Origin of the sequence: Pelatocladus sp. BLCC-F211 (assembly GCF_041928655.1) — a bacterium.
GTDB lineage: Bacteria > Cyanobacteriota > Cyanobacteriia > Cyanobacteriales > Nostocaceae > Pelatocladus.
Genome location: NZ_JBHFLM010000073.1, coordinates 13,856 through 37,197, shown reverse-complemented (window position 1 = coordinate 37,197; position 23,342 = coordinate 13,856). Strand labels below are relative to the sequence as shown.

Below are 23,342 nucleotides of genomic sequence, written 5' to 3'. Positions count from 1 at the left end.
GGTTCCACCTATAATTTATGACTCAGGTCATCGGTTTAATCAGTGGCACATCTGTAGACGGTATAGATGCTGCTTTAGTAGATATTTCTGGTACAGGCTTTGATTTACAAGTAGAATTGGTAGCCGGAGCAACATATCCCTACCAAGATGATCTCAGAGAACGTATTTTGGCTGTTTGTGCTGGTGAAGCCATCTCAATGACAGAATTAGCAGAATTAGATGATGCGATCGCCATTGCTTTTGCTCAAGCCGCACAAAATATTCAGAGCGATCGCCAACCAGCTACCTTAATTGGCTCTCACGGTCAAACAGTTTACCATCGACCACCCCATAGTCAGGGACTAGATAAAACTCAATTTCTAGGTTACACTCTCCAACTCGGTCGCGGCGCTGTCATTGCTCAATTCACAAGCATCACAACTGTGAGTAACTTTCGTGTAGCAGATATTGCTGCTGGTGGTCAAGGTGCGCCCCTTGTACCACCTGTAGACGCGGCTTTATTCAGTCATCCCCAAGAAGCACGTTGTATCCAAAATATAGGGGGTATTGGTAATCTTACTTATCTACCTCCTCGGCGAGATCACTGGTTAGAAAAAATTCGTGGTTGGGATACAGGCCCAGGAAATAGCCTACTAGATTTGGCAGTTAACTATTTAACAAATGGTACGAAAACCTATGATGAAAACGGCTCTTGGGCTGCTAGTGGTACTCCTTGCCATGCCCTAGTCGAACATTGGCTGCAACAAGAGTACTTTCATCTGCCACCACCAAAGTCAACAGGCCGAGAATTATTTGGTGTCGATTATCTGCAAGAATGTATAAAAGATGCAGAATCATACCAGCTTAATTCCGCAGATTTACTAGCAACACTCACAGAACTAACTGCTGCTTCCATTGTTCACAATTACCGCACTTTTTTGCCTGAAATGCCACAAAAAGTATTTTTATGCGGTGGTGGTAGTCACAATCTCTATTTAAAAAATCGCTTACAGCAGCTTTTAGAAACAGTACCAGTTCTAACAACAGATGAAGTGGGATTTAGTGCAGATTTTAAAGAAGCGATCGCCTTTGCTGTCTTAGCCTACTGGCGACAATTAGACTTCCCCGGTAACTTACCAACCGTCACCGGCGCAAGTCAACGAGTACTGTTAGGAGAAATAAATTTTCGTCAATAGTCATTGGTTATTTGTCATTTGTCAATAGTCAATTGTTATTCTCCCCTCTCCCTTGTCCCCAATCCCCGATCCCTTCTGAGTAAATAGCTATACTAGACGAGTCAACCGCCTAACATGCTATCTTGGCGGTACTCGCTCAACAGCAAGGAATTGACAAGGTGGCTCACACATTTGTATTGCAACCCGGACGCTGGATATTACAAGGGAGTTGGCTAGAACGCGATGGTTTACCAATCAATGTTAAAGGTATGACTGTAGTCGTTTGGAATCGAGATCAATGGTTCACAATGGCGACAAAGTTGATTTTTCCTGGTAGCGATCGCGCGGATATTGCTTTACAGTACAAAGGACGTTTAGATACAGGTGCGCGACAGTATAATTTCTTGCTACAACACAATATTTTAGGCCAAGTCGAAGGTGAAGGCTGGATCGGTTTAGATACAATTGTGCAGCGTTATTGGGTACTGAGCGATCGCGAACGTCGGAGTGGTTTTGAAACTCTACATCGGGTAAACGATGATAGCTACTATCTGACTAGTGGTATTATGGCTGGCCATTATTTAATTAGCACAATGGAAGCTAGTCTAGAACGTCAACGTATGAAGTAAGGCGTTGTCTCCAATTCTTGCATTCAAAGTTAATGAACTGAGTCAAAAGTGGGCAAACTAGGAATATAAAACAAAGTAAAGAATAGTACCAAGGCTTTTTGTCAAAGCCATGGTAAAGGTAACAAACCAAGATGAGAGGGACTGAAAATCAACCCTTTCCCTTTACCTCTTAATCTTTACCAATTTTTAATAGTTACCTACTTTTGAACATTGGAGTCAAATTTTGTATGTCAGACCCCAACATTGGTCGTTTACTCAGCAACCGCTATGAGCTTAAAGAGTTAATTGGAAGCGGAGCAATGGGTCGGGTTTATAGCGCTAAGGACGTTCTGTTGGGGGGTGTACCTGTCGCTGTGAAGTTTCTAGCTTTGTCAGTTCAAAATAAAAAAATGCGATTGCAACAGCGCTTTGAACGAGAAGCAAAAACCTGTGCTTTATTGGGACAAAAAAGTATTCATATTGTTCGGGTGATGGACTACGGCGTAGACGAGCATGATACTCCGTTCTACGTGATGGAATATTTACAAGGTAAAGGTCTAAATCATGTAATTCATAAGCAAGATTCTTCTTTACTCAGATTCTTGAGCTTGGCACGTCAAATTAGTTTGGGGTTACAGTGCGCTCATAGTGGTATTCCTGTTGATGGCAAAATCTACCCGATTATCCATCGTGATATTAAGCCCAGCAATATATTAGTCGTTCAAGACGCTAGTTTTGGAGAATTAGTTAAAATACTGGATTTTGGTATTGCGAAATTATTACAGGCAGATAGCAATAGTACAAACTACTATTTGGGAACACTAGCTTATTCTTCACCTGAGCAAATGGAGGGTAAAAATCTAGACAACCGTTCTGATATTTATAGTTTGGGTGTGATGATGTTTGAAATGCTCACAGGAAAAATGCCTTTAGTTGCGCCAAATCATTCTTTTGGAGCATGGTACAAAACACACCAAACCCAAGCACCACGGACTTTTGCTGAAGTTGCACCTACATTAAAATTACCAAATCAACTAGAAAATTTGGTGATGAGTTGTTTGGCTAAGTCACCAAGCGATCGCCCTCAAAATATCGGTGAAATTCTCAAAGTTTTAACATCTCTTGAACAAGTTGATTTCACACGCACTCAAGAAAAAAGCACTAATTTACCTGCTATTATCAATTCTCAACCTGTAAAAGCTGCGGTTGATCACAAACTTGGTAATGATTCGTGTGTATCTTCATTAAATAGTGAAATTTCACAACAAGCTTGCTGGCCTAAAGACAAACCTATTGCCAATATCGTTTTTCCTCAGTCTATTTGTCTAAATGGAGAACTCAAACCTGCTTTGTGGGTAATGCTACCCCAAGCAGAAATTCACAAGCGTTTAGTCTGTACTCGTTATAACCAGTTTCTTTTTATCCCTTCTCCTCATCCTATGCTGTTGTGGATTACTGTCCTCTATAACCACAAGCATGGTTCTAAATGGCTACCTTGTTACGTTGATCTCAAAACAAATGTCGCCCAAGAAACGATTCGCTTCTTAGCACAAAATGGTTACTATCGTCTACTCTTATTTGCAATAGAAGCACCAAATCATTGCGCTCACATCATCATCTCGACTATTGCTTCGGCTCAACGTCAAAGGCTCCAACAGTGGCTAACAATGAGCAAATCGTTAGCATTATCCAATGATCCCCAACTTAGTAAAAATTTGCTTAAATTAGAGTACGAAAAGATTAAGCCTCAAATTTTAACAAAATTACAAGCTATTGATACAGATTTGACCTTCGATCTCTCAGGCTGATTTGAACAGAAGGAAGAAACTGGAACGACTTGACTTGTATCTATCTACTTACTGTATAAAACGAGATAATATTAATTATTGTTAAGGAAAATTGTTTAGGAGTTGCAAAATACGCTTATAAGAAATATAAATAATAAAGATATAAACTAAAAAAAATAAGTTGGTTAGGGAATGTATTTATGATTATCTATGTGCATTTAGTGCTGTAAAGCAGTCATGTACGTAGAGACTAAGAAGATGTTTCTTAGGTGAAAGTTGTCACTAGTATACAAACCCGGTTGGCTTTTAAAATCATTCAATTGGTGCTATCGCAAATTAAAAACTAACAACATGTGCTTATGAATCAGCATTTTGTTGCAATATCGCGGATAGATGTCACGCAAGACTTGTACAAAGTAAGTTTATAATTCTTTGTATAGTTTTGTTTGTGAGTTTTTCATCTCTATAGTTGGAGTTGAACCTTGTAGAACTTTGATTTAACTACTAATTCTGTAGTTGTTACACTTTCTGAGTTAGTATTGTTCATCGAAGTTGACGCCCCGACATCCCCAGCTCTTTTCCCATGGTGGAACCTAGCAAGAGAAGGAGGTCGCCTACCGCGACTCAGGATTCTATGCTGCCCAACTAGAACCTGAATCTAAACCCCACTGGTGTTTGAGCAATTCTTTATAAGTTGCCTCCCTTACAACCATTTGTTCGTAGAGCTTGACTAAAAAGTCTTTCGCTTGGTCATGGCTCATGTTTTGCACCTGAGTAGCAAAAGAGCGGATGCTGAATTGCTGTTCTAAAGTTAACTCAATAGGCTTATCCATAATTGGCTCCTGAAATTAAGTACAAAGTTAAGTTAGGTCAATGACAGAGGCTCCGAAGAGCCAATTAAGCTAGTCTGTTATACCTTGCACTTGTTTGTCTATCTATATTAAGAAAGATAACAAGTGTTTGGCAGTTTGCCCATATTCTTTTATGGGGATTTTTTGACTAACCTAAATCTTTAATTTTCATCCTACTGATATAAACCTCAAGTCTACCGAAGCTAATTCCGGTAAAAAGAAGGCTTTTCAGAAACGCTCTGGTGGACGAAATTCCCTTTTACTTTTGGCAATGGATAAATAAGGGGTGTAAAAGAGAATTATATTCGCCATATCCTATAAAGCGCAAGGTGTCAATTAACTAAATAATTAAAATTCAGCCTCTGTAGATAAGTTTCTTCAGAGGTTAAATTTATATGTATCAAGTTGTAAATGAGAAAAATGCTCAGGCTGAACAAAATGATGAGTATATTTACCAAATAGTCGTACAAACCTGTTGTTGTCAGCAACGCTCTGTTATCGACCAATACGCTTGGTTTTCAGGATTGTTGGTAAAAAAAATTGGTTTGAGACGCGAAATGACCCTGCTGCTTACCAGTGGGGTTTGAATACTGTGAGCCAGGGAATTTATTCTCTGGTGGGATAGAGTATATATGCTAGATATCAGGCTATCAACTTTCTTAGAGATATCTAATATGCATATATTTAGTTATAGAATATTATTTATTGAATTAAAAATCGGCTAACAGAATTTTCCTAGTGCTAAGGAGTTGCAATCCAATGCATTCAACAATTGGACTGATTGAAGTTCCAGCAACAGGACTATACGATGCAGAAGGCAAAAATTGGACTTCTTTATATAGACATCGTTCCTTAATCAGCAAGCAAGTTTTGATCCCTGACTTGCAAGCAGGAGGATTTGATGCTCAATTGGTCAACCTTAGAGATGAGAATTATAGTGAAGAATTTGGGCAGGTTTTCTGGAAAGGGATGACCCTGCGAAAAACTTACGTTGGGGGCAAAATTTCCGCCCTCGCTCCTCACGCCTATGATGCGTGGGGAGTTACAGTTAATTTCTCCCAAGACCGTCAAGTCAGTTGTATGGTGATTGAGCATCTAGCTAAAGGCGGTCGTCCGATTGTCGTTGGTGGATCGGATGCTTTCGCTGAACCGCATCACTACTTGAAGGCGGGCGCAGCAGCAGTCGTTCAGGATAAATCTGGGGCAGCGAATTGGGCGATTTTTGACTATGTACTCGGAAAAACCCCACGGGAAGACCTCACGGGTGTGATTTTGGCAGATGGTAAACAGTATCCCAGAAAGAATAAAGCAAAAACCCCAGATGAGTGGGCATTACCCTCGGTGGAAGTGGCGCGAGACTGTTTAGGGACACTCCCCAATGTCCAGGGATGTGTACCAGTCGGTTCACTGGTAGCTGACATTGGTTGCGATCGCACCTGCGATTTTTGCATGACACCCACCTACGGCACTGGCTTTCGGAGAATGTCCCCAGAAACAGCTTTCAAATGGTTGGCTATCCAGAAAGAAGCGGGGGCTGTTTCGATCAATATCGGTTCCGATCAATTCCTCGCCCGTGGACTCTTTCCTGAAGGGCGAGAAGAGATCCTCGCAATTACCAATGGTGCGCGGGAGATGGGAATAACTCTCATGTGGCCGAATGGTTTAGAACTGAGGAAAACAACTCTCGGAGCTGGGCGTAACTACGAAAACACCGACCTCAGACCTGACGAAGAACTGATTGAAGCACTGTTTGGCTGGGATGGCAAAGTCGGTTGTCCTTTAGCTTATATCCCTGCCGAACGTCCCGTTTTTGGACGAGAAGCATACAAGAAACTCCTGCCTTGGCAAGAGCATTGTACATTGATGAAATCTGTAGTCAGAACAGGTGTACCTGTCATTGCTTATGGCATCATTATCGGGCTACCCGATGATGACCATGATGACTTGTTACGTCTTGAGGAAGCGATCTCAGAACTAGTGGACGAACTGGTAGAGATTAACCCTCAATTGGAATTTCAGACTTCATGCTACAGCATTATTCCCTTGCCTGGAACTCCGCAATCTCATAACTTACGCAAGTCAGGAATGCTACAGTTTGAAGACACCTGTCTTTGGGGAGTCTGGACAACTACTTCCAATACTCATCATCTTACCTACGAGCAGGTTTCCGATTGGCAAATTCGTCTATCTAATATTCGCAGAACACCGTCTGAATTTACCAACTATAACGGGGAATATTCAGGGATGGTTAGTGAAGCTTCCTCCGACGACTCAAAGGTTGTGTTGGGAAATTTTTGAGCTAAAAAACTTTTACTCATCACGAATCTAACTACCCTTCAAAGAGGAGATCAAGGAGAATTCTTCTCCTCATCTCCTTTGTGTTTGCCGTTCCCCGTTCCCTGTTCCCCCTTCCCCAATTATTCAAAAGCAACGATGATAACAGTGATGTTATCGTGTCCACCTTCTTTTTTGGCTGCTTCAACTAGAGCGATCGCAGCTTTTTCTACAAACAAGCTTTCTTGAAGATAGGAAGCGATATTCTGATCAGCTAGTTCTTCTGTGAGTCCATCGCTGCATAATAGCAAGCGATCGCCACTTTTAACATCCAGTTGTCGCACATCTATCTGATGTAAATCTTCACGCCCTAAACAGCGAGACAAGACGTGACGGAAAGGATGAATTCGCGCTTCCTCTGGTGTAATATCGCCTGTTTTGATGGCGCGTGCTATCCAAGTGTGATCTTCAGTGATTTGCTGCAATTGTGCATCTCGGAAGCGATATAGCCTAGAGTCACCAACATGAGCAGACCAAGGGGGTTCTCCATTGCGGAAAATCACCACTACAGCCGTTGTTCCCATATCAGATCGTTCTGGGTGATTCTGTTGATCCTGTAAGATAGCTTGATTCGCCTGCCATAGAGCATCTTCTAACAACTGTGCTGAGGTTTTAGAACAATCCCAATGGTCAAGCAAATACTTTTTCACTTCTTGAGCAGCTATTTGACTTGCTTGTTCACCTCCTGCATGACCACCCATACCATCAGCAACGATGAAAAAGCGCCCTTCTGGGTCAATATAGTAAGCATCTTGATTATTAGAACGAATAAGTCCCGGATCACTAATACCGGTAAAACGAAGTTTCATATATTTCTTTTCTGCAAAAATTAATACATACGGTCATAGCGGTCAAGACGCATTAGCAGTCTAATTAGCAACCATAATACTGCGGTTGCGATCAAACCAATAAAAAGAGCTTGCCAAAAATAATTATTTACAAATAGAATTGTCGCTGAAAGCGTAAAAGCACTTATTATTAATGCGTAGGCTATGGCAAGTTGAATATTGCTTTGCCGACGTAGCAGACGCTCTGTTTCCACAGACCGGACACGGAGGCGCACGTCTCCACGCTCTAGTTTTTCTAGTGTATCTTCCAATCTACGGGGAAGTCCAAGCGCCGTGCTACTCACTTGGGCAGCTTGCCGACTTAATTCATTTAAAAAGCTATTGCCGTCAGAACCATTCATATTCGTCATAAGCTGCATTGCATATGGTTGTGCAACTTCCATAAAGTTAAATTCTGGGTCTAAACCTTTGCCTACGCCCTCTAAAGTTGAGAAGGCGCGCATCACAAATGTGAATGTCGCAGGAAACCTAAAAGGTTGATCATAGGCTATCTCATACAAATCGTCACTAATTGCTGCTACAGACTGATTTTCAAAAGGCTTGTCCATGAAATTATCCAGCATATACTGGACAGAACGCCGTACAGGCCCCATATCTTCTACGGGTGCTAATGCGCCCAAATTGATCAAAGACTGCACAACGCGATCGCCATCTTTGGAAGCAATACCAAATAGTGTTTCCATCAGTCCTTCTCGCACGTTGGACTTGATGCGTCCCATCATACCGAAATCGTAGAAAATTAAGGCACCATCAGGACTAACAGCAATATTGCCAGGGTGTGGATCAGCATGAAAGAAACCATTGTCGAGTAGCTGAAGTAGATAAGCCTGAGCGCCTTGACGAGCAATTTGCTTGCGATCTAAACCCGCAGCTTCTATAGCTTCGTATTGACTAATTTTTATACCAGGAGCGTATTCTAGAGTCAAAACTCGCGAGGAAGTATAGCGCCAGTAAACACGTGGTACTTTTACCCAGTCGTAAGTGCGAAAATTGCGACGGAAAGTATCAGCATTGCGTCCTTCGCTCAGATAATCAATCTCTTCCCAAAGAATGCGACAACACTCTTCATAAATTCCGATCCAATCTCGCCCTCGTCCCCACTTCGGATGACTTTGGAAGTAACGAGCTATACCTTTGAGAATTCTTAAATCAATTTCAAATAACTTTTTTAACCCTGGACGTTGCACTTTCACAACGACAGCTTCACTTGATCGCAAAACAGCTTTGTGTACCTGTCCCAAGCTAGCCGCAGCTAGAGGAATTGGTTCAAAACTAGCAAAGAGTTCCGGAATCTTTTTACCCAACTCTTGCTCAATAATCGTTTCTACTTGTTGGTAGCTAAAAGCAGGTACTTTGTCTTGTAACTTTGACAACTCTTCTACATATTCACTCGGAAATATATCCGCGCGCGTCGAAAAAAGCTGTCCAACTTTAATAAAGGTCGGTCCTAAATCTAGTAGAGTGTTACGAATCCAGACTGCTAAAACTTTGCGTCTAGCAGCTTGCTTGGCTTCAGTAACTCCGCCTGCATAACTCCAAGATTTGTTGTAAAGCCAAAGTCTGAACAATAAAGTCAATACAAATGACCAAATGTCCACAAACCGCCGTCTACTCGAGTAGTTTTCGCGATTCCAACGGTATGCCTTATCTGTGTAACCCTTTTCCATATGCTTTGCTTACCGCTGGTTTTGAACTGAGTCAGTAGTAATAAACGACACTTTCAATTGTGAAGAGTCAATCATCAATGGTCATAAGTCATTGGTAGTTGGTTACTAGTTGATTTTTCCATAGACGCGTAAGCGGCTTCGGTGCAGGGTACAAAAAACTACTAACCACTAACCACTAACCACTAAACACTAACCACTAACTACTTCTACTGGTGCGATAACGTTGTAATTCTGTTCGCAAAAAGGCAATTTCTGCCCGCAGTTCATCTATCATGGCTTGTAAATCAACGGAATTAGTACCTGTATTACTAAATCCTGTAGTACTTTCACCTGTACCAGTAGCATCAGCTGCTCGATTGGCTCGCTCTATCACTTCGTCTGTGAACTGGCGCAAATTTTCTCTCAGTTCCGCATCTAATTTGCCTACTTCGCTCAAAGCATCAGTGAAAGCGTTTTCCAGGCGTTCTGTCATGATTTCAGCGACTGCTCTACCGACAAAAAAAGCTTGTACAAGGGGGTTGCTCATAAATTTTTGTTACGTTCGTCCGCACAAAAATTATAACTTGCCCGCTTGCTTTACTGCTTCTACTTCAAGGCTTGTTGATTATTGATTAGTGCTTGGTGTTTTAGCAAAAACGAGTAATCAACGCAGTTAGTCGCGAGAAATAAAGCTTACTCACGAGGGTTGCCATTTGTAATTTGTCATTGGTAAGGGTTTTTATGATCTTTACTTTTCGTAACTCAAGGTATGTATAGTTCTGCCGACTTACAGCGATTGAAGCAGAAAGCCCATGAGGGACAGTCGCACAGCGACGTATCCCGTCCTTTAGGCGTCAAATTGGAATTGATGTAGGTCTAGAGTATTTCTACACAGATTCTGAAGGTAGGACAGTAGAGAATCCTAGACTATTGCTAAAGAGTGAGAAATCTTTAAAACGTAAACAACGTCAAGTTTCAAAGAGTAAAAAAGGTTCATCTAATCGTCGTCAAGCTGTTAAAAAGTTAGCTAAAAAACACCTCAAGGTAAGTAGACAGAGGAAAGATTTTGCTGTTAAGACAGCAAGAACTCTAGTCCAGTCTAACGACTTGGTAGTCTATGAGGACTTGCAGGTAAAGAATATGGTGAAAAACCATCATTTAGCTAAATCTATCAGCGATGCATCGTGGTCATTGTTCACTGATTGGGTGGACTACTACGCCAAAGTTTTTGATACTTGGTCTATTGCAGTAGCTCCACACTACACAAGCCAAGATTGCTCAGTTTGTGGAACACGAGTTGAAAAATCGTTGTCTACTCGTACCCACAAATGCCATGAATGCGGAACAGTCATGCACCGTGACCACAATGCAGCGATTATGATTTTGAACAAAGGATTAAAAAGTACCGTAGGGCATACGGAATCTAAAGCTTCTGGACAGAACGACCTCTATCTAGGTGGGGAAACTCCTCTAGACAAGTTGGCTGGATGAAAGAAGAATCCCACGTGCTTCAGCCGTGGGAGTGTCAATTACCAAACATCAATCAAAGAACAAATTTTGGGAGATTTTTACTTAAACAACTTTAATGTTGTTAAAGTAATGTATATTAAAACTAAACAAAAATTAAGCAACATTTTGTCTTGCTTAATTTTTTTATTTTTTAATTAAGAAACGCTCACATAGTTCTATGAAAAGTTCTCTGGCGGAAATTAGACAAAAGGATAGCCTCTCAAAATCGATTACTCTCGATCAGTTGCAGGTATTTGAAGCAGCAGCGAGACACTGTAGTTTCACTCGTGCTGCTGAAGAGTTGTTTGTCACTCAACCAACAGTTTCAATGCAGGTTAAGCATCTTGCACAGGCTATTGGTATGCCTTTATTTGAACAAGTGGGTAAGCGTGTTTACTTGACACAAGCAGGTCAAGAAGTTTTGCATACTTGCCGCGAAATATTGCAGTGTCTAGATCGCCTAGAGACAACTATTTTTGACTTGAAGGGGATGAAACAGGGGCGACTGCGATTAGCGGCGGTGACTACGACTAAATATTTTCTTCCCAAGCTACTCAAGCCTTTTTGTCAACTCTACCCCGGTGTCAAATTCTCTTTAGAATTCACCAACCATAATGCACTATTGGCACGAATGCATGAAAACCTTGATGACTTGTATATTATGAGTTGTCCACCAAATAGAGAAGATATAGAGGTACAACCATTCTTAGCTAATCCGCTTGTGGCGATCGCTTCTGCAAGTCATCCTTTTGCCAAGGAACGCAATTTATCCCTGAAAGCTTTTGCTGAGGAACCCTTAATCATGCGGGAAGAAGGTTCGGGAACCCGCAAGATAGTAGAACAGTTTTTTAAACAGCATGATATAGACTTGCAAATTAACATAGAACTGGGCAGTAATGAAGCAATCCAGCAAGCTGTAATTGATGGATTGGGAGTTGCAATCATCTCTATGCACACTCTTAATTGTTCAGAAGTCAGAAAACAGCTAGCAATACTAGATATTGAAACTTTCCCAATTCATCATCAGTGGCATGTAATCTTTCCCAAAAAAAAGCAGCTACCGATCACTGCTAGCACTTTTCTAGAGTATTTGCTTAAAGAAAGTCAAAATCTGTCTGCGAATAAAGAAAATCCCACACAGCTAGTCGAAGCTTTGTGGTTTTAGTATTTGGAATCGGATTGGGAGTAGTTAAAATTAAAGTATTTACTCACTGACACTCAGGCTGTGGACATTACTAAAACTACCTGCCCTCGTTGTCATCAACCTGTAGACAAACAAGCTATTACTTGTCCCCATTGTCGCCTTCAACTCAAAGCTTACGGACATCCTGGTATTACTTTGCACAGAGCAACTGGAGATCAATATCTCTGTGACAGTTGCACCTACCATGCTGATGATAGCTGTAATTTTCCCCAGCGTCCTTATGCCCAAGAATGTACGCTATACCAAAATATTAAAGAAAGCGAATTGGAGTTACAGCAGTTACGGGAAGCAAACAGCTTTAGCAATACCATCAAAAATTGGATTAGACGCAATCAGCCTTTACTGTTGCTGTTAGCTTTGTTACTAGTATGTCTAATCATTACGATATTGCAATTGTAATTCCGAATTTTGAATTTATTCATTGGTCATTGGTAAGGGTTTCAAGTATATTTACTTTTTGTAACATAGCTATGTTTATTCCCGCCGACTTACTTCATTAACTTCAACAGAGGGTAATACAGGTTCTTCAAATACTCCTAGATCAAACCAAAAAGTTGTACCGACACCGACTTCGCTAACCAAATGAACTTTACTGTGATGCTTTTCTTCAATAATATTTCTAACAATTGATAATCCTAAACCTGTACCTTCTAGGGTGTGGACACGATTTTCTACTCTAAAGAAGCGATCAAAAATTGTTTGTTGGTCTTCTGGACCAATACCAATACCAGTATCAGCAATTTCTACTCGCACTTGCGGAGGGCGATCGCCATCATGGGAATGCGGTTCTAGTTGATAGGCACGAATCATCACTTTACCACCAGCTTTGGTAAATTTCAGCGCATTGCCTAATAAATTCGCCAGTACTTGCAGCAACAAATCATAATGACCTACTACTAAAGGTAAGTTTGGTTCTACTTGCTGATGTAGTTCAATACCTTTATCTTTGGCATTTAATTGGTATGTACGCATTGTCTGTTCTATGGCTTGCGCCAGATCCACGCCGTCTAGGTTGTAACTCCGACCAGATTCTAGCCTGGATAAATCCAAAACATCATTTACTAAACGCGTCAAGCGATCGGTTTCATGATTGACAGTTAACAAAAAATCCTGTCGTTGTTCTGAACTTAGTTCTTCGCCGTATTCGTGCAAAGTTTCAATAAAAGATTTGATGTTAAATAACGGAGTGCGTAATTCGTGGGAAACATTACTGATAAATTGACTTTTGGCTTCGTTTAGTTCTACTTCTCTGGTGATATCTTGTACGGTGATGGCGATTCCTTTGACACTCTCCCTTTGTTGGTCAACTACAGTCGCTAAAAGAATGCGGATAGTGCGTTTACTCGGTTGAGTAAAAGGAATCCGGAATTCGGCGCTTTCACATTCACCTGCTGCCATTTCGTATAAACTACGAGTGATTTCTATTTGTACTGCTGACGGCAAGAAATTTAGAACACTTTCACCCACAACATCAACCCCTTCCCAACCAAAAATGCGTCGCGCTGTAGGGTTGACTAATATCACCTGCATATGATCATCTATTAAAACCGCACCATCAGCAATGGTGGAAACTAAAGTTTCTAACTTAGCTTTTTCGGCAGTTAGTTCCTCAATATTCTGTTCTTCGTAACGTTCTAGACGCTCTGCCATTTCATTAAAGCTGAAAATTAGCTCTTTGAGTTCACCTCCAAATGGCAAATCAATACGCTGCTTAAAATTTCCCGCAGCTATTTGCTTGACTCCTAGTAATAGCTCTTTAATTGGTTTGGTGATGGTCAAAGCATTAATTACCCCTCCCAAAATCACCATTACCCAAATTGAAATAAATACAGCAATGGTGACATCGCGGGTGAAGTTTGTAGAAATGACCGCATTCGGATTGGGGTTGATGCCGATCGCCAAAACACCCAAATATTTATTTTCCACCGTCAGAGGCACAAATACATCTGTAACTACACCATCCGGGGACATATGTTGTCGCACCATTGGTTTTTCTGCATCAGCAGCGTAATCCTCTGGGAGTTGGATGCGTCGTTCAATCGTCAAGGAGGTTTCAACTTCTGGTTCCCAAAAGGGAATACCAAAATAAATTTTGCCCGTCTCATCAGCGTAAAGCATATAACGTACGCTGGAAGTACTGCTGTAGAAGCGTTGAGAAAATTGTGCGACCTCAGTCAGATTTTGATCAGCAATTAAGGGAGCAACGTTAGCAGCAAGCAGTAGTCCTAAATCACGACCAAAACGAGTGTCATTCAAACGGGCGTCCTGCTGAATGGTATTGATCGCCCAAAAGGTCAGACCACTCATCACCAAAGAAACCACCAAAGTTACAGCAGCCAAAAGCTTAGTCTGGAGAGTAAACTCTGACCACCAATTCGCGATCGCTTCTCGGATATTTTTTAAAAGAGCCAGCATTTTAAAATAAAAATTTGTTATGTCCGTGGTTATTTCTATTAAAAACGTCGTTTGTTGCGTAAGGGTATAGGGGTGTAGGAGTGTAGTGGGATTAGGGTGTCTGACAAGTGTAGGTTTTTAATCAAGCAATGAATAATGAGTGTAAAACTAAGGGAATAATCATCATTTCATAAACTCTTATACCCCTATACCCCCACACCCATACCCTCACACCCCCTTTAGTCTATGACCAATATCTCGTCGATAATACATTCCTTCAAAGTTAATACATCTGATAGCAGCATAAGCCTGTGCTAGTGCTTGTTCAAAATTTTCTCCTGTGCCAGTAACATTTAATACTCGACCTCCATCTGTTAGCAATTGCTGATCCTGTAGTTTAGTACCAGCATGAAATACAATTGCTCCTTGTGCTTCAGCTTCAGCAATTGAGGCGATCGCTTTACCTTTTTCATAGGTTCCAGGATAACCACCAGCAGCAGCAACCACAGTGACCGCTGCACCTTGTTTCCAAGCAATTGGTGGCATTTGTGCCAAGCGCTGCTCAATGCAAGCAAGCATTAATTCTTCTAGAGGTGTTTCCAAAAGCGGCAGAATTACTTGTGTTTCTGGATCGCCGAAGCGACAATTAAATTCTAAAACCTGAAAATTGCCATCAGGAGTAATCATCAATCCAGCATAGAGTACACCTCGATAGTCAATGTTTCTGGCTCTAAAAGCTGCGATCGCTTTTTCTAATACTTCTGTTTGAACTCTTGCCATCAACTCTGGCGTTGCAATGGGTGCTGGGGCATAAGCTCCCATACCACCTGTATTTTCTCCTGTATCACCCTCACCAATACGTTTATGATCTTGAGCTGGCAATAATGGCCGAATAGTCAAGCCATCTGTTAAAGCTAAAACCGAAACTTCTTGACCAGTTAAACATTCTTCAATCACGACAAATTTTCCAGCATTGCCAAACTGTCCCTGGAAAATAGCCTCAATCGCGGCGATCGCTTGCTCAAGTGTTTGAGCAACCGTCACACCTTTTCCAGCTGCCAAGCCATCAGCTTTGACAACGATGGGTACACCATGATCTTTGACATAAGATTTAGCAGCAGCAGCCTGCGTAAATACCACACTATGAGCAGTCGGAATTCCTACTTCCTGCATTAAGGCTTTTGCCCAAGCTTTGCTTGCTTCTATTTGCGCTCCTGCTCTGGTTGGGCCAAAAACCCTCAAGCCTTGAGAGTGGAGATAATCTGAGATACCCATAGCCAAAGGCACTTCTGGCCCGACTACAACTAAAGAAATTCCCTCTTTTTGGGCAAACTGACTTATACCCTCAAAGTCATCTATTGGTAAAGGCAAGTTTCGGCACTGTGACATACTGGCTGTACCGCCATTTCCTGGCACACATACAACTTGCTCAATTTGCTTTGATTGCAACAGTTTCCAAGCGAGGGCGTGTTCGCGCCCTCCATTACCTACAACTAAAACTTTCACTGACTTCCTCTTGCGTCCCTTGAACCGCGAGAATGCCCAATTGCTACTCGCGGTTCAATTTTTTCACCAATTCTAGTATTTATGCAAGTTAATAAATAGGGGTGTAGGGGTATCCGGGGTAAGGGTGTAAAGGATCTGGATAAATTTAAATTGGTATATTTAATTTAATTTTCATGTAAAATACTGAATTTTTAACAATCACTAAATACAATTTTCCGTAAAAATAACTATTCATTTCGCAAAAGCATCAGACTTTTAAAAATACTTAGAAAGTAATGGCAGTTATTAGCTTCTAAGGATTAACCTGTGAATATCGATGTGCAAAAATATCCAAGTCACAAAATACTATGGCTAAGAGTTTAGTTACCGGATCTGCTGGTTTTATTGGCTCTCATCTTGTAGACGCATTGTTGAAACAAGGAGAAGAAGTCATTGGTATAGATGAATTCAATGATTACTACGACCCTGTGATCAAACGTCAGAACATTGCACATTTACAAAAAAATCCGGCGTTCACATTAATAGAGGGAAATATTCAGACTTTAGACTGGCACACACTTCTCAAAGATGTCGATGTCATCTATCATCAAGCAGCACAAGCAGGGGTGAGAGCCAGTTGGGGTCAAGGTTTTCGTGCTTACACCGAACGTAATATTAACAGTACTCAAGTTTTGTTGGAAGCAGCAAAAGATACTCCGTCTCTCAAAAGGTTGGTATTTGCCTCTACTTCCAGCGTGTATGGTGATGCTGAAACTCTACCAACCCATGAAGAAATTTGTCCCAAACCTGTTTCACCTTACGGGATTACCAAGCTAGCAGCCGAGAGTTTATGTGGACTTTATCACAAAAACTTTGGTGTACCATTTGTATCTTTGCGCTACTTTACTGTGTATGGGCCAAGGCAACGCCCTGATATGGCGTTCCATAAGTTTTTTAAAGCAATTTTAACAGATGAAGCTATTCCAATTTATGGGGATGGACAGCAAACTCGAGACTTTACCTTTGTCAGTGATGCTGTTGCGGCGAATTTAGCCGCTGCTACCGTACCAGAAGCTATAGGGGAAATATTTAATATTGGCGGTGGTAGTAGAGTCGTTTTAGCAGAAGTTTTGCAGACAATGGAAGAAATTGTTGGGCATTCCATCAAAAAGAACTACATAGAAAGAGCTATGGGAGATGCTCGTCACACCGCAGCAGATGTGTCAAAAGCACGAAGTATTTTAGAATATCAGCCACAAGTTTCCCTATATGAAGGGTTAAGCCAACAATGGCAGTGGATACAGTCATTTTATTTACAGAAAGTCGGCGGCAAAGAATTCCTTCGAGATCAGTAATTGGTAATTGGTAATTGGTAATTCTTGCCTATTACCCATTACCACATTCTGAGTCCCCTTGTGGGCAAGGAATTTTAAATTGGCTGTTCGGAAAAACATTAAATTTTTATAAAAAATACAATTTATCTTCTCCAACTGCAAAAGAGTACGATATCCTATATAACAATTTGATAAATATGGTAGATGTTTCAATCCTGTCAAATTTGCTGTTACTCAAAAATCTACCACTAAGCCCTTGTTTAAATGGGTTGGTTAAATAATGCACACATGCTAATGAAAAAATGAATAAAATTTTACTATCCTTTCCCGGCTGTATTCTCTATGCTTGGGATAGATGTAATTTATTTGTATCTGTGTCTGCAAAAGCTGGTATTCACTATTGAAATTTTTTAGTGGTGATTACCGTACAAAACCGAATTTGATAGCAACTAAGTAGAGTTAGTTATGATATATTTAAGAAGCCAAGACTGGCTTTACCAAAGTACATAACTCTACGGATCGGCAATAGTTCCGAAGCGGAAAGCAGTTTTGACTAAGCATTTACCAAACCAAATCTGAATTTAAATTCAATCGAGGTTATGATTCAGCAAGTAATTCACCCTATGGTGAAATTGCAGCGTAACGTGCAATCACTCGTAGACTCAAACATTATTAAGCCAACCGATAGTATCTGGAAAATAGCTCTACTCTTCGGTAATGAATGGCAGCATTGGAAAAAAGAATTGTTGGATTTTGGATTTAACATGCAAGATCCGGTTAGTGATTTGTTAGCAGTAGAGGCATGGGACGAAGAGTAAAAATAGTTAGTAGTTAGCCGTTAGTAGTTAGTAGTTGATAACTATGAACTACCAACTGCTAGCTACTGACCATTAACTTTTGGTTATTGACAAGTTGCTAGGGCTGTGGCTAATTCCTTTGCTGTCTGATAGCGATCGCGTGGTAGTGGTTGTGTAACGCGATGAATTACTTCTGCTAGTTTAGGGGTAATAGTTGGGACTTTAGCCACATCAAACCGAAAGCCTCGCCCTTGCTGACGGTAAAACTTGAAAGGGTTTTCACCACTGAGTAGATAAATTAATGTCGGGCCAATAGCATATAAATCCGATTGAGTCAGAGGTTGTCCCCGTTCCTGTTCGGGAGCGCAATAGCCTTCTGCGCCGATCCTAGTGCCAGGTGCAGTACCAACAATTTCCTTGACTGCACCAAAATCTAGCACAACTATGCAATTATTGGCATTCCGCACCATGAGGTTTGCTGGTTTAATGTCCCGGTGAATGAGCGGAGGTTCTTGGCTATGCAAATAGTCCAAAATATCACAAGTTTGGATCATCCAAGCGATCGCTTGAGTGGGAGTGACAGGCCCTTTGTATGCAATCAATTTTTCTAAATCATCACCATGGACTAATTCCATAGCCAAGTATCTTTTTCCGCCCTCCTCAAAAAAATCATAATATTTGGGAATTCCAGGATGGTAGAGAGATTTAAGAGTATTAGCCTCTCGTTCAAATAGTTCACGGGCTTTAGCAATTTTAGCCATGTCAGCATTCATTTGCTTCAGCACCAAAAGTTGTGGGTGTCCGGCTATTTTTCCAGTATGATCCCAAGCTAAATAAGTGGTTCCCATACCTCCCTGTCCTAATGTCCGCAATACCTGATAATTACGAATAGTTTTGATTACAGACAAGGGTTGACCACAATGAATACAAAATAGATTATTGGGGGAGTTGCCTTCGTGAGTACAACTACTCAGTGAATTTATTGGTCTATTTGAAACCTTTATTTGCTCAATTTGAAACTTTAAAATCGGGCCTCCCCGCGCTAATTGCAGCAGGGAATCATTTGGTATGGAACTTTGAGTAACTAGCACACCATTGAGAAAAGTACCATTTGTACCTTTACTAATCACCTGCCACAAACCGCCATCATCACCAGAACTAATTTGTCTGAGTTCAAGATGATGTCTAGATACAAGAGTATCGCTTAAAACAACATGATTATCCGCCGAACGACCAATCCGAATCACTGGTTCGTCTTCAAAATGCCAGTTTTGGAGGGGTGTTTTTTGTTGCGGTTCTAACAGGGTCAGAGTAACCACAATTACAAAGTAACTAAGGGAATGGGAATTTTTGGTAGTTGATAGTTAATAGTTGGTAGTTGATTGCTGGTTGTTTCTCCATAGGCGCATAGCGACAGGCGTACAAGTAGCCACTCCGTGTCGAAACGTAGGGTACACAAACAACAAACAAAAAACAACTATTAACCATCAACTATATCTTTTTGACTATCTAATACTGGGCGTACTTTTGCCCTAATTAGCACAATGGTGATGTTGTCATGACCATTGTAATTGTTTGCCAAATCAATTAAATCCTGAACGCCAGTTTCCAGGTTAGCGCCAGAACTGAGTAAGGGAAGTAAATGAGTTGAATAGTGAGTTTCTAGTAAATCATTATCTGATAAACCGTCTGAAGCTAAAACAAATAAAGTATCTTCAGCAATCTCAAAAAACTGCACATCCGCAGAAATTGAGTGTTCATCACGTGGCCCAAGGGCTTGTGTGAGTTGGTATGCATCCGGGCGGGTATATGCCACACTAGGCTCAACTCCTCGCGAAATTTCCCGCTGGCCAACTTCGTGGTCTACTGTTATTTGTTCTAAACCACATTTGCGGGTGAGGCGATAAAGACGACTATCACCCACATGAGCCACAGCTGCTTGAGTATCATGAATTAGTAGCATCACCAAGGTTGTACCCATTCGCCCAACGCCAGAACGGGCATCTTGTTGATTAACATTGTAAATTGCTTGGTTTGCTTGTCCTATTGCTTCACGAATTTGCTCTTCTGTGGGTAATTCATTCTCAATCCCATGAGTTTGAAAGTATTTTTGCAAAGTGTTAACAGCCAAAGCACTTGCAACTTCTCCACCAGCATGTCCACCCATACCATCACAAATAATATACAAAGCATGGGCCTGCACATTGCGGCTAGAAGGCAATTCTACCTTACTGATTTTGGCATCAATACCAAAGTAGTCTTCATTGTGATGTCGTTGACGCCCAACATCGGTCAGCCCAGCATGTTCTAAGCTGATTAGCTGCATTGGTAGCACTATTGTGGCCATATCATCATTTTTTGAGACATGGTCTGCTTCTGAGTCATCTAATTGGAGAAGAGTAGGTGAATTAGTAGCGAGATTGACTGTTGCACTCACCTCTGACTGATCAAAACTAGAGTTTGGTTGCAATTCTGTGGCGATCGCCTGCAAACCAGACTGTAATTGCAACAAAGTATCAATCTTACCAGTTTCCAAATCTGTCAACAGTTCTAACAAAGAACCAAATTGTGTACGCTGAGATTCTCTAAAAAGCTTTTGCCAAACATCGGCCAAAGCTTGAATATTCAAACCCTTTTCCCATCGTTCGGATGTGTTGTTCTCTTCATTGGTTAGTGGGCTATCAGTATTGCTTGGATGAGATTGTGACATATATAATATCTGTAATGCCACTGCTTGGTCTTCATCTAACCGCAGATTCGACAAATCCAAAAGACTATGACAACAATTTAAAGGTTCTAGTAAAGCCCAAAGTATTGTCATCTGATAACAACAATTGACCATTTGTAGAGAAGTCGTTGACTCATCGTGCCACAAATCCAGTAAACAGGGCCAATCAGAACGGTCTTCAATCAGTATGAACTCGATATTCTCGTTTTGCCAAGCATCATGAATTGGCGGTATGCCTTGATGAGTATAAGCTGCTAGAGCCACATATGCTGCCGCAGAAGCAGGAACACTACTAGCTTCAATTGCAGGTGTTACTAGCCCTTGATGCTGATTAGCGATCATAGCTTCCAGAGGAGAAACCTGATAAGGCAAACAATCTAAAACTTTTACATACACTTGAGTCTGAGGTGCTAAATCTCCCAAATTTGGCAGTGACTCTAGCAACTGATAACGTTGTTGTTGATCTAAGTAGGGGTCTTCTGGAAGCAGGGATAGGTTAGCAGAAGCAACAGAGACAACCGGACGCGATGAGGTGGGGACAATTTCACTCTCCGGATCACTATCTCTCTCCTTCTGGGTGTCATGAGAGTCTACTTCCCCGACTTCTAAATTTTCTTTCTTGGTAATAATTGCCCACCAAACTCTGCCACATTCCGCACCACAGTTATGACACTTTTGTGCATTCACAGGCACTTGGGTATCGCATTGCAGACAGAACTTATGGGTCAGGGACGCCCCACATTTTTGACAGAATTTGTTGGAATTGGGGTTTTCAAATTGACACTGAGGGCAAATCAGCATTGTGGAAGTTCCTTAATTCCCGACCAAGGTGCTTGTGGCTACTACACTCAAAGTGCCACAATCGGCAGCCCCTGCCTATAGTAGACCTACAAATGATTGTAGTTTCACAAGGGAGTTTTTGTAGCAGTCTGATTCATCCCCACCCCTCTTGTAGGTGGGGAATTCTGTTGAATTAGGTTAAAGCGGCAGTTGAATAGTAAAACAAGTATAGTTAGACCCACTTTCGACTTTAATTGTTCCCCCTATATACTTAGTCATCTTTTGTACCAATGTTAAACCTAATCCTGTACCTCCCTGTTTCAAAGGATCGTTACTGGGGATACGGTAAAATTTGTCAAAGATGCGTGGCAATTCAGATGCAGGAATTTCTATACCATAATTAGTAACCTGAATTTGCATGAAACTAGCTTTTGACTGAGCAGCAATGATAATTTCTGCATCTGCTGGACTAAATTTACAGGCATTTGTCAGCAGTTCTATCAAAATACGCTCCAAGCTAAACTGATCGCAGATGAAACTCGGAAGATTGTCAGCTATCCTGATGTGCAAATTATGTGCATCACTGTTGCGATCGCGTATTTTAAATAGCCTCACTACCCGTTCTAACCATTCTTGAACTTGAATAGTTTCTAATACTAGGGGTTTGGCATCTATATCCAAACGTTGCAAATCTAAAAACTTATTAATGAGATTGATTTCTCTGTCACATTCATTGTTTAAAATTTGGAAGTAGCGAGCCACTTTTGAACGTTCTAGATGAGGTTTTGACATTTCTGATAACAAGTTTTGCTCTTGGTCGAGCGCAATTCCCAACATCTGTATGGCCATTTTCATGTTGGTAAGGGGCGTCCTTAGTTCGTGGGAAATAGTGTTGAGAAATTCATCTTTGAGACGATTGAGGGTTTCTAATTCCTCCAATTGCGCTTGTGTGGCTTTTTGACTTTCTTTGAGAGCAACTTCTGCTAATTTTCGCTCGGTTATGTCTTCACATACCATTAGAATCAATGGGTTTTCCTTCCCTGAATGCAATACCCGCACTCCTACTTTTACCCATACCATTTGACTGGCAGGACAGTCTCTGTTTATTCCCGAAGACTTGCTGAAATTAAGCTGTTGTTTTCTCAAAGAGCGATTTGGAAAAGATAAGTTATTTAGTGACTTGATTTCGTCTGGTTTCAAATCACGCCATTCACCTGGTTTTAAATTATCCAAGTGTAACTGAGCGATCGCCACTCGTACTAATCTTAAAGTCGGAAACCCTACAGCAGCTGTCATTCTCCGTACTTGGCGATTTTTTCCCTCAGTCAAAGTCATCTCCAACCATGCTGTCGGTACATTCTTACGAAATCGAATTGGCGGGTCGCGATCGCTTAACGTAGGTTCTGCTGACAATAGTTGCACCTTAGCCGGCCGAGTGCGATAATCCTGAATTATGACGCCTTCTTCTAACTTTTGCACAGCAACATCATCAGGAATACGTTCCACCTGTACCCAGTAAGTACGTTCATGGCCAAACCGAGGATCACAAAGTCGATGTTGCAGTTGTCCATGGTTTGTCAACAACAATAAACCTTCACTATCCCAGTCCAAACGCCCCACCGGATACACATCGGGAACTGAAATATAATCTTTTAAGGTGCTACGAGTTGGAGTATCTTGGGTAAACTGGCACAGAACCCCATAGGGTTTGTAGAACAAGATATATCGATAGTGATTTGTCATTGGTCATTGGTCATTGGTCATTTGTTATTGGTCATTGGTACAGACGCGATTCATCGCGTCTGTACAATAGTCATATCAGGTTCGCTTGATTACTTATAATTCCCTTTGAACCCCACCCCGGCTTCGCCACCCCTCCCCGC

Annotated in this window: 18 protein-coding genes and 1 pseudogene; 10 read left to right on the top strand and 9 right to left on the bottom strand. The window is 41.3% G+C overall.

What is annotated here, in order from left to right; translation table 11 throughout:
* The first annotated feature begins 17 nt into the window (after positions 1-17).
* The 3 genes from ACE1AT_RS08605 to ACE1AT_RS08595 all read left to right on the top strand — a co-directional run bounded on the left by ACE1AT_RS08605 (position 18) and on the right by ACE1AT_RS08595 (position 3,570).
* A complete protein-coding gene (locus tag ACE1AT_RS08605; RefSeq protein WP_374867280.1) occupies positions 18-1,175 on the top strand; it encodes an anhydro-N-acetylmuramic acid kinase in 1,158 nt (385 codons plus the stop codon).
* A gap of 158 nt (positions 1,176-1,333) precedes the next feature.
* Positions 1,334-1,783, top strand: a complete 450-nt coding sequence (locus tag ACE1AT_RS08600; RefSeq protein ID WP_374867278.1) for a hypothetical protein — start codon at positions 1,334-1,336, stop codon at positions 1,781-1,783.
* Positions 1,784-2,010: 227 nt separating this feature from the next.
* On the top strand, positions 2,011-3,570 hold the full coding sequence (locus ACE1AT_RS08595) for a serine/threonine-protein kinase (protein ID WP_374867276.1): 1,560 nt from the start codon (positions 2,011-2,013) through the stop codon (positions 3,568-3,570).
* A gap of 611 nt (positions 3,571-4,181) precedes the next feature.
* On the opposite strand, the gene ACE1AT_RS08590 is transcribed toward ACE1AT_RS08595, so the two are convergent.
* Entirely contained in the window at positions 4,182-4,382 is a 201-nt protein-coding gene (locus tag ACE1AT_RS08590) for an NblA/ycf18 family protein (protein WP_009455637.1), read from the bottom strand.
* A 413-nt stretch (positions 4,383-4,795) separates the two neighbouring features.
* On the opposite strand from ACE1AT_RS08590, the gene ACE1AT_RS08585 reads away from it, so the two are divergent.
* Positions 4,796-4,987: a hypothetical protein gene (locus ACE1AT_RS08585; RefSeq protein WP_374867273.1), complete on the top strand. Its 192-nt coding sequence runs from the start codon at positions 4,796-4,798 to the stop codon at positions 4,985-4,987.
* A gap of 172 nt (positions 4,988-5,159) precedes the next feature.
* The gene (locus tag ACE1AT_RS08580; RefSeq protein WP_374867271.1) at positions 5,160-6,698 is read left to right on the top strand and encodes a radical SAM protein; all 1,539 of its coding nucleotides are present in this window, start codon (positions 5,160-5,162) and stop codon (positions 6,696-6,698) included.
* 119 nt (positions 6,699-6,817) lie between these two features.
* On the opposite strand, the gene ACE1AT_RS08575 is transcribed toward ACE1AT_RS08580, so the two are convergent.
* From ACE1AT_RS08575 to ACE1AT_RS08565, 3 genes are all read right to left on the bottom strand, one after another.
* Entirely contained in the window at positions 6,818-7,543 is a 726-nt protein-coding gene (locus tag ACE1AT_RS08575) for a Stp1/IreP family PP2C-type Ser/Thr phosphatase (protein WP_374867269.1), read from the bottom strand.
* A gap of 20 nt (positions 7,544-7,563) precedes the next feature.
* Positions 7,564-9,249: an ABC1 kinase family protein gene (locus tag ACE1AT_RS08570; protein WP_374867267.1), complete on the bottom strand. Its 1,686-nt coding sequence runs from the start codon at positions 9,247-9,249 to the stop codon at positions 7,564-7,566.
* A gap of 196 nt (positions 9,250-9,445) precedes the next feature.
* Complete coding sequence (locus ACE1AT_RS08565; protein ID WP_374867265.1) at positions 9,446-9,775, bottom strand: DUF6825 family protein; 330 nt, start codon at positions 9,773-9,775, stop codon at positions 9,446-9,448.
* Positions 9,776-10,080: 305 nt separating this feature from the next.
* Between ACE1AT_RS08565 and ACE1AT_RS08560 the strand changes: the two are divergent.
* The 3 genes and pseudogenes from ACE1AT_RS08560 to ACE1AT_RS08550 all read left to right on the top strand — a co-directional run.
* Positions 10,081-10,719: pseudogene (locus ACE1AT_RS08560) on the top strand (RNA-guided endonuclease InsQ/TnpB family protein); the annotation flags it as partial.
* A gap of 196 nt (positions 10,720-10,915) precedes the next feature.
* Positions 10,916-11,902, top strand: a complete 987-nt coding sequence (locus ACE1AT_RS08555; RefSeq protein ID WP_374867263.1) for a LysR family transcriptional regulator — start codon at positions 10,916-10,918, stop codon at positions 11,900-11,902.
* A 60-nt stretch (positions 11,903-11,962) separates the two neighbouring features.
* Entirely contained in the window at positions 11,963-12,340 is a 378-nt protein-coding gene (locus tag ACE1AT_RS08550; RefSeq protein ID WP_374867261.1) for a hypothetical protein, read from the top strand.
* A gap of 75 nt (positions 12,341-12,415) precedes the next feature.
* Here ACE1AT_RS08550 and nblS read toward each other — a convergent pair whose 3' ends face one another.
* Complete coding sequence (gene nblS, locus ACE1AT_RS08545; protein WP_374867259.1) at positions 12,416-14,356, bottom strand: two-component system sensor histidine kinase NblS; 1,941 nt, start codon at positions 14,354-14,356, stop codon at positions 12,416-12,418.
* 207 nt (positions 14,357-14,563) lie between these two features.
* A complete protein-coding gene (gene purD / locus ACE1AT_RS08540) occupies positions 14,564-15,841 on the bottom strand; it encodes a phosphoribosylamine--glycine ligase (protein WP_374867257.1) in 1,278 nt (425 codons plus the stop codon).
* 347 nt (positions 15,842-16,188) lie between these two features.
* Between purD and ACE1AT_RS08535 the strand changes: the two genes are divergently transcribed.
* Together ACE1AT_RS08535 and ACE1AT_RS08530 are read left to right on the top strand one after the other, a co-directional pair.
* The gene (locus ACE1AT_RS08535) at positions 16,189-17,175 is read left to right on the top strand and encodes an NAD-dependent epimerase/dehydratase family protein (protein WP_374867252.1); all 987 of its coding nucleotides are present in this window, start codon (positions 16,189-16,191) and stop codon (positions 17,173-17,175) included.
* A 578-nt stretch (positions 17,176-17,753) separates the two neighbouring features.
* The gene (locus ACE1AT_RS08530) at positions 17,754-17,972 is read left to right on the top strand and encodes a DUF4327 family protein (protein WP_016864247.1); all 219 of its coding nucleotides are present in this window, start codon (positions 17,754-17,756) and stop codon (positions 17,970-17,972) included.
* An 83-nt stretch (positions 17,973-18,055) separates the two neighbouring features.
* Here ACE1AT_RS08530 and ACE1AT_RS08525 read toward each other — a convergent pair whose 3' ends face one another.
* The 3 genes from ACE1AT_RS08525 to ACE1AT_RS08515 all read right to left on the bottom strand — a co-directional run bounded on the left by ACE1AT_RS08525 (position 18,056) and on the right by ACE1AT_RS08515 (position 23,202).
* On the bottom strand, positions 18,056-19,270 hold the full coding sequence (locus ACE1AT_RS08525) for a protein kinase (RefSeq protein ID WP_374867250.1): 1,215 nt from the start codon (positions 19,268-19,270) through the stop codon (positions 18,056-18,058).
* 161 nt (positions 19,271-19,431) lie between these two features.
* Positions 19,432-21,480: a serine/threonine phosphatase gene (locus ACE1AT_RS08520; RefSeq protein WP_374867248.1), complete on the bottom strand. Its 2,049-nt coding sequence runs from the start codon at positions 21,478-21,480 to the stop codon at positions 19,432-19,434.
* A gap of 177 nt (positions 21,481-21,657) precedes the next feature.
* On the bottom strand, positions 21,658-23,202 hold the full coding sequence (locus ACE1AT_RS08515; protein WP_374867246.1) for a pseudouridine synthase: 1,545 nt from the start codon (positions 23,200-23,202) through the stop codon (positions 21,658-21,660).
* Positions 23,203-23,342: the final 140 nt, after the last annotated feature.